The organism is Agromyces rhizosphaerae (genome assembly GCF_027925245.1).
Lineage (GTDB): Bacteria > Actinomycetota > Actinomycetes > Actinomycetales > Microbacteriaceae > Agromyces > Agromyces rhizosphaerae.
The window spans coordinates 368,161-381,514 of sequence record NZ_BSDP01000001.1 but is presented as its reverse complement, the minus strand read 5'-3'; the positions used below and the strand labels follow the sequence as shown (position 1 = coordinate 381,514).

Genomic DNA, 13,354 nt, shown 5'->3' with positions numbered 1-13,354 from the left:
CGCGGGCGGGAGGACTCGCGGGCAGTAGGAAGGGGGCCGGCCCCCAGCCGACCCCCTATCCGAATCCGAGTCGGGGAGACAACCCGAATATCTCCCGGACTCGCCCCCTGACATTCGCCTCGATACCCTGGTCGGCGAATGGGTGGCGGTGTTCCTCGATGGGAATCACCTGTCGATATTCATCCTGAGGGCAGAAGCCCGGTGCCGAAAGTCAGCATTTAGGGGGACACCGAGGGGGACCGGGTGCCGACACGCCGATCGTCACCGATCCGCGACCGGTCCGGAACCGGCATCCGCCCCCGATTCAGCCGCGGAACGCGCGCCATCCGCCGGGCTCGGCGATGACGGGCTCGCGCAGCCGGCGCCGGGGATGCGACCACAGGTCGCGCACCGCGACGGGGAGCGCGTGGCGCTCGGCCTGCTCGGCGCGGATCGCCGCGGCGACGACCGCGGCCGCCGCGGCGGCCTCCTCGGCGGGGATGCCGGGCGTCGTGATGCGCACGTCTGCCGCGTCGAACTCCTGGTCCGGCGGCGGGGTGATCTGGGCCATGTTCGAGGTCCTCCGGCCTACAGCGGGATGTTGCCGTGCTTCTTGGGCGGCAGGCTCGCGCGCTTCGTGCGCAGCGCGCGCAGCGCCTTGGTGACGGTGACGCGGGTCGCCGCCGGCTCGATGACGCCGTCGAGCTCGCCGCGCTCCGCCGCGAGGAACGGCGAGGCCACGTTGTAGGTGTACTCGTTCGCGAGCTTGGTGCGCACCGCGGCGACGTCCTCGCCGGCCTCCTCGGCGCGCTTGATCTCGCCGCGGTAGAGGATGTTCACGGCGCCCTGGCCGCCCATGACGGCGATCTCGGCGGTCGGCCAGGCGAAGTTCAGGTCGGCGCCGAGCTGCTTGGAGCCCATGACGATGTACGCGCCGCCGTAGGCCTTGCGCGTGATGACCGTGACCAGGGGCACGGTCGCCTCGGCGTAGGCGTAGAGCAGCTTCGCGCCGCGGCGGATGACGCCGGTCCACTCCTGGTCGGTGCCGGGAAGGTACCCGGGCACGTCGACCAGGGTGAGGATCGGGATCGAGAACGCGTCGCAGAAGCGCACGAAGCGGCTGGCCTTCTCGCCCGCCTCGATGTTCAGCGTGCCGGCCATCGCGCTCGGCTGATTCGCGATGATGCCCACCGAGCGGCCCTCGATGCGGGCGAAGCCGATCAGGATGTTGGGCGCGAACAGCGGCTGCACCTCGAGGAACTCGCCGTCGTCGACGATGCCGGCGATGACGTCGTGCATGTCGTACGGCTGGTTGGGCGAGTCGGGGATGAGCGTGTTGAGGCGGCGGTCGCCGTCGGTGGTCTCGAGCTCGGCCTCGCTGTCGTAGACGGGCGCCTCCGACTGGTTGTTGTCGGGCAGGTAGCCGAGGAGCGTGCGCACGTAGTCGAGCGCGTCGGACTCGTCGCTCGCGAGGTAGTGGGCGACGCCCGAGACCTTGTTGTGGGTGAGCGCGCCGCCGAGCTCCTCGAAGCCGACCTCCTCGCCCGTGACCGTCTTGATGACGTCGGGGCCGGTGACGAACATGTGGCTCGACTTGTCGACCATCACGACGAAGTCGGTCAGCGCGGGGGAGTAGACCGCGCCGCCCGCGGCCGGGCCCATCACGATCGAGATCTGGGGGATGACGCCCGACGCGGCGGTGTTGCGGCGGAAGATCTCGCCGTACTTGCCGAGTGCGACCACGCCCTCCTGGATGCGCGCCCCGCCCGAGTCGAGGATGCCGATGATGGGCACGCCGGTCTTGATGGCCAGCTCCATGACCTTGATGATCTTCTCGCCGGCGACCTCGCCGAGCGAGCCGCCGAACACCGTGAAGTCCTGCGAGTAGACCGCGACCTGCCGGCCGTGCACGGTGCCGGTGCCGGTCACGACGGCGTCGCCGTAGGGACGCTTCGCGTCCATGCCGAAGGCGTGCGTGCGGTGGCGCACGAACTCGTCGAGCTCGACGAACGAGCCCGGGTCGAGGAGCTCCTCGATGCGCTCGCGCGCCGTCATCTTGCCCTTGGCGTGCTGCTTCTGCCGGGCGGTCTCGCCCGCGGCCGTCACGGCCTCGTGGAAGCGCTCCTTCAGGTCGGCGAGCTTGCCCTCGGTGGTGGAGAGATCGGGTGCGGCGGGGGTCTCGTCGGTCACGCGGTTCACTCTACCGGCCAGCCTCCGGGCGAAACCGTTGACGGAATCCCACAAAAGCGGGGCGTGCGGCTGGTGGCATCCGCCTGTCGCGGGCGCGTCCGGACGCTACCGTATGCGTCAGGAGGTCGCATGGAATTCCCGCTCTCACGCGCCGCGGTGCCGCGGTTCCTCGCGCTCGACGAGGCCGGCTCGACGAACGACGAGCTGGCGGCGCGGGCGCGCTCCGAGGCATCCGACTGGCCGGATCTCTCGGTGGTCGTGACCGACGACCAGACCCGCGGTCGCGGACGGCTCGGGCGCACCTGGCTCGCCCCGAGCGGCAAGTCGCTCGCGATCTCGATCCTGCTGCGGCCGCGCCTGCCCGGCGGCGGCGAGCTGCCGCCGGACGCGCTCGGCTGGCTGCCGCTGCTGGCGGGCGCGGCGATGACCCGGGCCGTGCGCGCCGCGGTGCTGCCGGCGGCGGACGCCGACGCCGGGCCGGAGGAGCCGGCGGTCATCGACGGCGACGGCACCGGGGGCGTCGACGTCTGGCTCAAGTGGCCGAACGACGTGCTGATCTCGGGCTACAAGGTCTGCGGCATCCTGTCGGAGCTGCTCGCCGACCAGCACGCCGTGCTCGTGGGCTCGGGGCTCAACGTCTCCCTCGACGAGCACGACCTGCCGACGCTCACGTCGACCTCGCTCTCGCTCGTGACCCACGCGCCCGTCGACGCCGACGCGGTGCTGGTCGACTACCTCGGCCGGTTCACCGCGCTCTACCGCGCGTTCCTCGACGCGGGTGCGGATGCCCGCGCCAGCGGCCTCGCCGACGAGGTCGCCGGGCTCTGCGGCACGCTCGGCACGCGGGTGCGGGTGGAGCTGCCCGGCGGCGAGGAGCTGGTCGGCGTCGCCGCGTCGCTCGACGACGCGGGGCGCCTCATCGTGCAGGACGAGGCGGACGAGGGTCGCGAGCGCGCGGTCGCGGCCGGCGACGTGACCCACCTGCGGTATTAATGGGCGTATGTCGATGACGGGCCCGATGCAGTCCGGGGCTCCCGCGGAGCCCCCGCCCGAGCGCGTGGTCGCGCGGGTGCGGCGTCACGCGCGCGTGCTGACCGTGCCGGTGCTGGTGCTGCTCGCGGTCTGCGCGGCGACCGGCTTCGCCGTGGGCAACCTGCCCGAGACGTGGATGGAGTTCGCGCTCGTCGGCCTCGGCGCGCTCGTGGTGCTCGTGTTCACGGTGCTGCCGTACCTGTCGTGGCTCACCCGGCGGTACACGATCACGACCCGCCGGCTCATCCTCCGCGGAGGGCTCTTCGTCGCCGTCCGGCAGGAGCTCCTGCACTCGCGCGGCTACGACGTGACCGTGCGGCGCAACTGGCTGCAGTCGGTGTTCGGTTCGGGCGACGTGCGCATCAACACCGGCCACGACAAGCCCGTCGTGCTGGTCGACGTGCCGAACCCGAACCTCGTGCAGCGCGTGCTGCACGACCTGCAGGAGCAGACGAACACGCTCGTCGCCGAGCGCCGCCGCTTCGAGCAGTCGGCCGCGCCCGACGGCGCCGCCGCCTGGGGCGGGCGCTGACGTACGACCGCTCCGGCGGTCAGCCCTCGACGATCTCCCGGAGCCGCGGGCCGAGGTAGGGCGTGAGCGTGTGCGCGAACGTCGCCGTCAGGTGGCGCCCGTCACGGGTGAGGATCACGTTCCCGACGACCGGGGAGCACGTGTCGGGGCCGCACATGTAGTCGGTGAGGTCGATCACGTGGGCGTTCGGGTCGTCGTCGGCGGCGTCGGCAATGCCCGCGTCGGGGAGCGCCTCGGCTCGCGGGAGGGCGCACTCCCGGTCGGCACCGAGGCCGTGCTCCTCGACGCACGCGATCACCTGGCGCGCGAAGATCGGGTTGTCCTCGATCGCGATCACGGGGGTGGCCGGGTCGAGCCGGTGCGACCAGGCCTCCACCATGCCGTCGACCCGGACCTCGCCGATCTGGTCCTCGGGCACGGCGTCGTCGAGCCGCGCCCGCCTCGACTGCGTGACGATGATCGCGTCGTACTCCGTGGCTGCGATGTGCGCCGTTGCCGCATCGACCCATCCGGCGCAGTTCTCGGCCGCCTTCTCCGATGCCTTCCGCTGCGGCGCGGTCGTCAGGTAGCACCCCGAGTGCCCGGCGACGTCGATCGACCAGCCGTACGTCTCCGCGATGCGCTCGTAGACGCCGAGGAGGGTGTTGTTGTGCGAGTCGCCGATCGCGAGCAGCCGTCGGCCGGGCTCGTCCGCGCCCACGGTGCAGATCTTCAGCTCGGCCGTGTCGTCGCGCGCCCAGCAGTCGATCCGGTTGTCGTCGTCTGCCGGGAGCCCGGCGATCGCGGGCACGAGCACGTCCTCGAGGTCGGGGTTCACGCACGGGTCGAGCTCGGGGTCGAGGGATGCCGCGCCGAGGCAGGCCGCGCGGCCCGACGCCAACGCCTCCGCCGCCGCGATCGCCCGGTCGCGCTCCGCGGCCTGCGCGCCGACCCCGAGCGACGCGGTGAGCACGACGACCGTCGCCGCGCCGACCGGGAGCAGGAGCGACCGGCGCGGGCCGAGCACCGCGCGCCGGGCGAGGATCGGCTCCACGAGCAGGCGCTGGGTCGCGACGGCGAGGAGGACGGCGAGCAGCAGCACCCCCGCCGCACCGACGGGACCGACCGCGTCGCGTTCGCGGACCGCGAGGTACGCGATGAGGATCGGCCAGTGCCAGAGGTAGAGCGGATACGAGATCCGCGCGACGAATCGTACCGGCCGGAGCTCGAGCACGCGGTCGGCACCGAGCCGCGTCGGGCCGCCCGACGCCAGGATGACGAGCGCGGCGCCGCCGATCGGCACCAGCGCGGGAAGGCCCGGATAGCTCGCTGCGCCGTCGATCAGGATTCCGGACGCGAGCACGAGCGCGAGGCCGGTCCATCCGAGGACGACCCGGAGCCCGTCGCGGAGCGCGGGTCGCCTGCGGTAGGCGATCGCGAGGAGGCCGCCCGCCGCGAACTCCCAGAACCTGGCGGCGCTGTCGAAGTACGCCACGTCCGCGTCGCGGCCGTTCAGCCAGACCGCCCAGGCGAGCGAGGCGAGCGCGAGCGCGCCGGTCACGAGCGCAAGCGCGCGGCGGGCGCTCCGCGGGCGCACGAGGAGCGCGACGAGCGCGACGGCGAGGGGCCAGAGGAGGAAGTACTGGCCCTGGATGGACAGCGACCAGAAGTGCTGGAACGGGCTGGTCCCCGGCCCCGCCGCCCCGTACGCGAGCTGCGAGCGGATCAGCTCCTGGTTCTCGAGGAACAGGGCGGATGCCACGAGCTCGGTGCCGTTCTGGATCCAGGTGTGCTCCGGGAGCACGAGCAGCACGATTCCACCAGTGGCGACGAGGACCAGCAGGGCCGCGGGCGTGAGGCGCAGGAGCATCCGGCCGTACCGACGGGCCGGCCCGATCCGTTCCCCGCGGGCCGCGGCGCGCGCGAGCGACGCGGTGAGCAGGAAGCCGGAGACGAAGAGGAAGACGTCGACGCCGCCGGAGACGCGACCCTGGCCGAAGAGGTGGAACACGACGACGAGGGTGAGCGCGATGCCCCGGAGGCCGTCGATCTCCGAGACCCAGTTGGGGTTCTCGGCGCGCGCGGGTCGCGGCGGCGCGGAGGGCGCGCCGGGGGGAGGACTGGTCACGGGTGGGGTCTTCGTCGGGTGGTGGCGGGGCCCGTAGAGTCTACGGCCCCGTGCCGCCGGGCGATGCCGCGGGTGTGGAGTGCGGCACCGCTCCGCGGCGGATCTCGAGCCATGCGAGCGGGAGTGCGGTCGCGAGCGCCGCGACGGCGCCGGCGGCGACCAGCAGGAGCAGCTCCGGTCCGACCGTGCCGCCGAGGCTCGTGGCGTGCACGCCCATCGACAGGCACGACCCGGCGATGAGCGCGGCCGCGACGAGCGGGATCGCGGCCGTGCGCAGCACCGGCACCGCGATCAGCCCGACGACGAGGATCGCGGCGATCGCCGGCGTCGCGACCAGGAAGTAGCGCGCGTTGTACGCCCCGTACCCCGTCGCGTGGCTGAGTTGCATCACGTAGCCTCCCGCGAGGAGGGCGACGAGCATGACGGCGGTGGCCCACCACCCGGTCGCCGACGGCGTCCCGGGCATCGGGAACCGCGTCGCCAGCAGCCGGGCCGTGACGACCGCGAGCGCCGCGAAGAGCGCGGCGGACGCGGCGCCGGCGGGCAGTGCCTGGTCCGCCCACGTGCCGACGAGGCGGGAGGGCACGATCGCGTAGAACTGCGGGTCCGTCAGGACGTCGAGGGCGGTCCGGTACGGGCGGCCGTCGAGCGGCTCCTTCGGCGTCGACCGGTACCACGTGCCGCTGGCCGCGACGTTCCTCGCGTAGAACCACCCGGAGGCGGCGATCGCCGCGATCGCGGGCAGGAGCGGGAGCGCGGTCGCGCGGAGGACGCGCGCGAGCCGGCCGCCCTCCTGCCTCGCCATCCCGGCGATGAGGACGGCGCCGCAGGCGAGCGCGAGCGGCAGCACGAAGGTGGACTTCGTCAGCATGCCGATCACGCAGACCACCGTGATCCCGACCAGGCGTCCCGTCGTCAGGCCGCGGACGAGCACGGTCGCCGCGAGCACGACCGCACCGATCGACGCGAGCGTCAGCAGCATGTCGCCGTACACCTCGGCGCCGAACCGGAGGTAGGCGTAGGAGAAGGCCCCTCCCGCGGGGAGCGCGACGGCGGCGTACGCCCGCAGTCGCCCGCCGAGGTGCCACCCCGCGTGGGCCAGCCAGAGCAGGCCGCCGACGCCGAGCGCGACGTTCAGCCCGCGCAGCAGCGCGACCGCGAGCTCCCACGACGCCCGGTCCGCATCGCCGGCCTCGAGGAGCCCGCCGACGAGCAGGCCGGACACCCAGTAGTACCCGGGCGGGTGCGCGGACGCGAACTGGCGCCGTTCGACGATCCGTTCGACGCCGACGTCCCAGCCGGCCGGGACGAACACGTGCCCCACCGGCTCGGGGAGGCCGCCCCGTGCGACCTGGAGCACGTAGTCGAGGTGGTCGTACGAGTCCTGGGAGCCCGTTGCGGGGAGGGTGATCGCGCCGAACGACGCCGTGGCGACGAAGGCGAGCGTCAGCAGCGCCAGCGCGACGACGGTCGGGCCCGCCTCGCCGCGCAGCGCACGTGCCCATCGGGCGGTGCGTGGGCGTTCGCTCCGGACTCGCATGTGACCCCATCGAGGTTCCGCTGAAGCTTCGGTGGTGGCGCTCGCCGCAAGTCGGTGCGACGCGCACAGCGTAGTCGACCTCGGCGTCCGCTTTCCGCGCCTCTCCACCGATCTCGCCGGCCGGGACGCGCGGCGGGGGACTCGGCGTCAGCGGCCGCGCGCGGGCTCCGCGTCGCCGCGATCGGCGCCGGGCTCCTCGAAGAGCGCGCGCTCGGCCTCCTCGACCCGCGCGAGCTCGGAGAGCCCGTCGGAGCGGTGGTGGCCGAAGACCCACCAGCGGTACAGCGCGAAGCGGAAGAGCGTGCCGAGCCCCAGGCCGATCACGTTCGACGCGATGTTGTCGGCGAGCAGGCTGGTGTAGCCGAGCACGTGGTGGCTGATCCAGAGGCAGATGAGCGCGATCGCCATGCCGCCGAGCGAGACGGCCAGGTACTCGGCGAACTCGCGCAGGTAGTTCCGGCGGCGGTGCCTGCGGAAGGTCCAGTAGCGGTTGCCGAGCCAGTTGAAGACGATCGCGATGCTCGTGGAGATGGTCTTCGCCCCGAGGGCGGACTGCGCCCAGCCGTCGTCGCCGAGCACGCCGAGGCGGAGCAGGTTGAACACGCCGACGTCCACGACGAGCCCCAGCAGGCCCACCACGCCGAACTTGAGCGCGTACGCGATCACGCCGTGCCACGCGCGCGCGAGCGCGGAGCGGACGGATGCGGGCATGTGCGACATCCTAGGCGGCGTGGGCACGCGGATAGACTGGGGTGCTTGTCGACGGACCGGAGGGAGCGACGTGAGGGTCGGAGTGATCGGTGGCGGCCAGCTGGCCCGGATGATGATCCCCGCGGCGGTGGAGCTGGGCGTGGAGATCCGGGTGCTCGCGGAGGCGGAGGGCATGTCCGCGGCGCTCGCCGCGACGGCCGTCGGCGACTACCGCGACCGCGACACCGTGCTGGCGTTCGCGCGCGACGTCGACGTCGTGACCTTCGACCACGAGCACGTCCCCCAGGAGGTGCTGCACGCGCTCATCGACGCGGGCGAGGCCGTGCACCCCGGTCCCGGCGCGCTCGCGGTCGCGCAGGACAAGCTCGTCATGCGCGAGCGTCTCTCGGAGCTCGGGCTCCCGGTGCCCGACTGGGGCCGGGTCGAGACCGCCGCCGAGCTGGACGACTTCATCGCCGAGCACGGCGGCAGCGCGGTCGTGAAGACCGCCCGCGGCGGGTACGACGGCAAGGGCGTGCGCGTCGTGCGCCGTGCCGCCGAGGTCGCGGAGTGGTTCGCGACGCTCGCGGAGGACGGCAACGCGGGGGCCCTGCTCGTGGAGGAGCTCGTCGACTTCCGCCGCGAGCTCGCCCAGCAGGTCGCCCGCCGGCCCAGCGGCGAGATCGTGGCGTGGCCCGTCGTGGAGACCGTGCAGGTCGACGGCATCTGCTCCGAGGTGATCGCGCCGGCGCCGCACTCGGCGGGCCGGGTCGCCGACCTCGCCGAGGACATCGCCGTGCGCGTGGCCGAGGGGCTCGAGGTCACGGGCATGCTCGCGGTCGAGCTGTTCGAGACCGTCGACGGCCGGGTGCTCGTCAACGAGCTGGCGATGCGCCCGCACAACAGCGGGCACTGGAGCATGGACGGCGCGACCACCGGGCAGTTCGAGCAGCACCTGCGCGCCGTGCTCGACCTCCCGCTCGGCGCGACCGGGTGCCGCGAGCCGTGGTCGGTCATGGTCAACGTGCTCGGCGGCCCGGCCGAGGGCGAGATGGTCGACCGGTACCCGGAGATGCTCGCGTCGCACCCGACCGCCAAGGTGCACAACTACGGCAAGTCGCCTCGACCGGGCCGCAAGATCGGGCACGTGACCGTCTCGGGCGACGACCTCGACGAGGTCGTGTACCAGGCGCGCGCGGCCGCCGCGGTCTTCGCCGACTGACGCGAGCCGCGCACCGGTTCGGCGGCTCTGCCCGTACGATCGACGGGTGGCAGAAGCAGCGAACGCGCCCGTCGTGGGCGTCGTGATGGGGTCCGACTCCGACTGGCGCGTCATGCAGGCGGCGTCCGAGGTGCTCGACGAGCTCGGGATCGCGCACGAGGTCGAGGTCGTCTCCGCGCACCGCACACCGGAGAAGATGATCGCCTACGGCAAGGAGGCGTACGACAGGGGCATCCGCGTCATCATCGCCGGCGCCGGCGGCGCCGCCCATCTCCCCGGCATGCTCGCGAGCGTGACCACGCTCCCGGTCGTGGGCGTCCCCGTGCCGCTGTCGACGCTCGACGGGCTCGACTCGCTGCTGTCGATCGTGCAGATGCCGGCCGGCGTGCCGGTCGCGACCGTCTCCATCGGCGGCGCGAAGAACGCCGGGCTGATCGCCGCGAAGATCCTCGCGACCGCCGACCCCGAGCTGACGCAGCGACTCGCCGCGTACGCGACGGCGCTCGCCGCGCTGGTCGAGGAGAAGAACGAGCGCCTCAAGCAGGCGCGATGAGCCTCACCGCCAGCCCGATCCGGTTCCCGGACCCGTCGTCGCGGCCGCTCATGACGCGCCGCGGCTGGTGGCTGGTTGGCCTGAACGTGCTCGTCCCGGGCTCCGCGCAGGTGCTCGCGGGCAACCGCCGGCTCGGCCGGTTCGGGCTCGGCGCGACGCTCGCGCTCTGGACGCTCGCCGTCGTCGCCGTCGTCGCGTGGTGGCTCTGGCCGACCGTGGTCTACACGCTCGCGAGCAACTCGCTGGCCCTGTGGGGGATCGCCGCGGTGCTGGCGTTCTACGCGGTCGTCTGGGTGGTGCTGACGCTCGACACGCTGCGCCTCGTGCGGCTCGTGAAGACCGCGCCGCTCGCGCGCCCGGCGATCGCCGTGCTCGGCCTCGCCGTCATGGTCGGGCTCTCCGGCACCGCCGCGTACGGGGCGTACGTCGCCACGAGCGCGAGCGGGTTCCTGTCGTCGGTGTTCGTGGCCGGCCCGCCCGAGCCGCCGATCGACGGCAAGTACAACTTCCTGCTGCTGGGCGGCGACGCCGGACCCGACCGCGACGGCCTCCGCCCCGACAGCATCTCGGTCGTGAGCGTCGACGCCGAGACCGGCCAGGCCGTCACGATCGGCCTGCCGCGCGACCTGCAGTACGCGCCGTTCTCGGAGGGCTCGCCGATGGCGGCGGCCTACCCCGACGGGTACGGCGCGAACGGCTGCGACGTCGACGTCTGCCAGCTCAACTCGATCTACACCGAGGTCGAGCTGAAGAGCCCGGAGATGTACCCGAACGCGGTCGCCGAGGGGAGCGAACCCGGCATCGAGGCGATGCGCGACGTCGCGGAGGGCATCACCGGGCTCCCGATCCAGTACTACGTGCTGATCGACATGCAGGGCTTCTCCGACCTCGTCGACGCGCTCGGCGGCGTCACCATCGACGTGCCGCAGGACATCCCGATCCACGCCGACGAGACGTTCACGACCGTCCTCGAGTGGATCCCGGCGGGGGAGCAGCACCTCGACGGCAACCACGCGCTCTGGTACGCGCGGTCCCGCCACGGCACGAGCGACTACGACCGAATGCTCCGGCAGCGGCAGATCCAGGAGGCGGTGCTCCGCCAGTTCACGCCGGCGAACGTGCTGACGAAGTTCCAGGACGTCGCGGCCGCCGGATCGCAGGTCGTGAAGACCGACGTGCCGCAGAGCATGCTCGGCTACTTCGTCGACCTCGCGACCAAGACCCAGGAGCTCCCGATCGTCGACCTCGAGATGGTGCCGGCGAGCGGCATCGAGCCCGAGGACCCCGACTACGAGTACATCCGTCAGCTCGTCGACGAGGCGGTGTTCCCGCCCGAGCCCGAGGAGGGCGAGGGCTGACGGATGCCGCGCCGCGGCGCCGGCTAGAGGTCGGCGTGCAGCTGCCAGACGCGCTCGCCGACGTCCTGCCAGGTGAACATGCGGGCCCGATCGGTGCCGGCGATGGCGAGCGACTGGCGGAGGGCCGGATCCGACCCCAAGCGGGCGATCGCGTCGGCGGCCGCGGCGACGGACCGGGTCGAGACGTCGACCGGCACGCTCGCGTCGGCGGTCGCCTCGTGGTGCACCGGGGCGCCCGCGTGGACGACGGGCACGCCGAGGCTCAGCGCCTCGATGGCCGCGGTCGCGTCCTGCGCGTCGGCGCGCAGGTCGACGAACGCGATCGCGCCGGCGAGGAGCGCCGCCAGGTCCGCCGGGCCGGGCTCGGCCACGATCCGCGTGCGCACCGCGGCCGGGGCCGCGGCGTCGTCCTCGCCGTCGGCGGCGGGGGTCGCCGGGGCCACGACCACGAGGTCGATCCCGCGGGCCTCCGGGAGGTCGAGCGCGGCCTGCAGGAGCGCGACCGACTCGTCGCCGGGCGGGACGGCCGCGACGACGTACGCGCCCTCGTGCAGGCCGTGCGCGGCGCGGACCCGGGCGGGATCCGGCGGCACGGCGAGGCCGCTCCTCGGCGCGTCGCCGATCACGCGCACCCGGTCGCCGAAGTCGGCGAACTCGGCGAGGCGCTCCGCGAGCGCGTGCGAGGGCACCACGACGGCATCCGCGTGCTTGCTCGCGCGTCGCAGCGCGGCCCGCTGCCAGGCCACCTGCACCGAGCCGAGGCGCTGGGGGTCGGTCCAGGCGAACACGTCGTGCACCGTCACGACGACCTGGGTGCCGTCGAGCGTGCGGTCGTGCCGCTTCAGCGGGGCGAGCAGGTTCGGCGAGTGCAGCATGCCGCCGGGGCCGCCGATGCCGAGCTGCCACGCCGCCGCCAGCTCGCGCCGCTGCAGCGTGGTCGACGTGAGCTCGTCCAGTCCGGGAACGGTGGTCCGCACGTGCCGGAGGTCGCGACCGGACACCGCGGAGACGATGCCCTCCACGCTGCACCGCGGCGGAGCGGTGGCGACCAGGGCGCGCGCGAGGTCGGTCGTGTAGCGGACCAGCGGTCCGGTCGTCGCCGCCGCGATGGGATCGACGACGAGCTGCAGCCTCGTGCTCATGCGCGCCGGAGGAAGCGGCCGAGGCGGGCGGGGACCGGGCCGCGCACGCGCAGGAACCCGTGCAGGCCGCCGGCCGCGATCGCGACCGCGTGCCGGAACCGGTGCGGGCCGCTCAGCACGGCGTCGATGCCGGGACCGGTCTGGCGCTTGACGACCGCGAGGGTCCACCGACGGTGCGAGCGGAAGTACCGGAAGATCAGGTCGATGTTGTTCCGCGTGATGTAGTACTGGCGGAACGGCGAGTGGTACTGGTACTCGAAGGTGCCGTTGCGGTTGCGGCGGTTGACGCCGAACGGCCGGTACGGGACCATCTCGCCGAGCTCGTGCGCGATGTCGGTGCCGTCGGCGACCGCGATGCGGAATCCGTGCGAGCGCACCCGCAGGCAGAACTCCGTGTCGACGCAGTCGATCACGAGGCGCTCGTCGAACAGGCCCGACCGCTCGAGGCACTCGCGCGAGATCACGAACCCCGACTGGATGGCCTCGGGCACGAGCCCGAGCCCCTCGGGCGAGCGCCAGGTCGGGATCGACGGGGCGCCGTTGACCGCGTCGGCGCAGACGATGCCGAGCCGCGTCACCGCGTTCGCGCGGTCGAACGTGCCGATGCAGGCGGCGACGTAGCCGTCGGGCAGGAGCGTGTCCTGATCGGTGTTCACCACGAAGTCGGCGCCGTCGTCGAGCGCGCTGCGCACCCCGGCGTTGAGCGCGGCGGCGATGCCGGAGTTGCGCTCGAGCCGGGCGACGCGGATGCCGGCGTCGGCGAGCTCGGCGACGACCGCGTCCGCGGCCTGGCCCGACCCGTCGTCCACCGCGTAGACCCGGTCGACCTGCGCCGCGAGCGCGGCGATGTTGTCCACGACGCGGTGGTCGGGGCGGAACAGGGGCACGACGGCCACGACGCGGGGGGCGACCGCTGCGCGGCTCCCGGTCGGCCGACTGCCGCGGGTCGTCTTCGGCTCTGGCACTACGCTAGTTTAGGTCGGTCGTCGAGAGGATCGGTGCGAACCAC

At 73.3% G+C, this 13,354-nt stretch carries 12 protein-coding genes; 5 read left to right on the top strand and 7 right to left on the bottom strand.

Annotated elements, in window-relative coordinates; all coding sequences use genetic code 11:
• Positions 1-304: 304 nt before the first annotated feature.
• Together QMG39_RS01795 and QMG39_RS01790 are read right to left on the bottom strand one after the other, a co-directional pair.
• Complete coding sequence (locus QMG39_RS01795) at positions 305-550, bottom strand: acyl-CoA carboxylase epsilon subunit (protein ID WP_281882113.1); 246 nt, start codon at positions 548-550, stop codon at positions 305-307.
• A 17-nt stretch (positions 551-567) separates the two neighbouring features.
• Positions 568-2,178, bottom strand: coding sequence for an acyl-CoA carboxylase subunit beta (locus QMG39_RS01790; RefSeq protein ID WP_373878287.1), 1,611 nt, complete (start codon positions 2,176-2,178; stop codon positions 568-570).
• A gap of 120 nt (positions 2,179-2,298) precedes the next feature.
• Here QMG39_RS01790 and QMG39_RS01785 point away from each other — a divergent pair, with 120 nt between their 5' ends.
• Entirely contained in the window at positions 2,299-3,162 is an 864-nt protein-coding gene (locus QMG39_RS01785; RefSeq protein WP_281882111.1) for a biotin--[acetyl-CoA-carboxylase] ligase, read from the top strand.
• 7 nt (positions 3,163-3,169) lie between these two features.
• A complete protein-coding gene (locus QMG39_RS01780; RefSeq protein ID WP_281882110.1) occupies positions 3,170-3,733 on the top strand; it encodes a PH domain-containing protein in 564 nt (187 codons plus the stop codon).
• 19 nt (positions 3,734-3,752) lie between these two features.
• On the opposite strand, the gene QMG39_RS01775 is transcribed toward QMG39_RS01780, so the two are convergent.
• The 3 genes from QMG39_RS01775 to QMG39_RS01765 form a co-directional block, all read right to left on the bottom strand.
• Complete coding sequence (locus QMG39_RS01775) at positions 3,753-5,840, bottom strand: acyltransferase family protein (protein ID WP_281882109.1); 2,088 nt, start codon at positions 5,838-5,840, stop codon at positions 3,753-3,755.
• A gap of 40 nt (positions 5,841-5,880) precedes the next feature.
• Positions 5,881-7,380, bottom strand: coding sequence for a hypothetical protein (locus QMG39_RS01770; RefSeq protein WP_281882108.1), 1,500 nt, complete (start codon positions 7,378-7,380; stop codon positions 5,881-5,883).
• A 147-nt stretch (positions 7,381-7,527) separates the two neighbouring features.
• Positions 7,528-8,091, bottom strand: a complete 564-nt coding sequence (locus QMG39_RS01765) for a GtrA family protein (protein ID WP_281882107.1) — start codon at positions 8,089-8,091, stop codon at positions 7,528-7,530.
• Positions 8,092-8,173: 82 nt separating this feature from the next.
• Here QMG39_RS01765 and QMG39_RS01760 point away from each other — a divergent pair, with 82 nt between their 5' ends.
• From QMG39_RS01760 to QMG39_RS01750, 3 genes are all read left to right on the top strand, one after another.
• A complete protein-coding gene (locus QMG39_RS01760; RefSeq protein WP_373878343.1) occupies positions 8,174-9,292 on the top strand; it encodes a 5-(carboxyamino)imidazole ribonucleotide synthase in 1,119 nt (372 codons plus the stop codon).
• An 85-nt stretch (positions 9,293-9,377) separates the two neighbouring features.
• On the top strand, positions 9,378-9,845 hold the full coding sequence (gene purE, locus QMG39_RS01755) for a 5-(carboxyamino)imidazole ribonucleotide mutase (RefSeq protein WP_281887117.1): 468 nt from the start codon (positions 9,378-9,380) through the stop codon (positions 9,843-9,845).
• Positions 9,842-11,203: an LCP family protein gene (locus tag QMG39_RS01750; protein WP_281882105.1), complete on the top strand. Its 1,362-nt coding sequence runs from the start codon at positions 9,842-9,844 to the stop codon at positions 11,201-11,203. The genes purE and QMG39_RS01750 overlap by 4 nt, the downstream gene beginning before the upstream one ends.
• Positions 11,204-11,226: 23 nt before the next feature.
• Here the strand turns inward: QMG39_RS01750 and QMG39_RS01745 are convergent, their stop codons facing one another.
• Complete coding sequence (locus tag QMG39_RS01745; RefSeq protein ID WP_281882104.1) at positions 11,227-12,345, bottom strand: glycosyltransferase; 1,119 nt, start codon at positions 12,343-12,345, stop codon at positions 11,227-11,229.
• Positions 12,342-13,310 (bottom strand): glycosyltransferase, encoded by a 969-nt coding sequence (locus QMG39_RS01740; RefSeq protein ID WP_281882103.1) that lies wholly within the window; start codon positions 13,308-13,310, stop codon positions 12,342-12,344. Before QMG39_RS01740 ends, QMG39_RS01745 begins: the two co-directional genes overlap by 4 nt.
• Positions 13,311-13,354 lie beyond the last annotated feature (44 nt).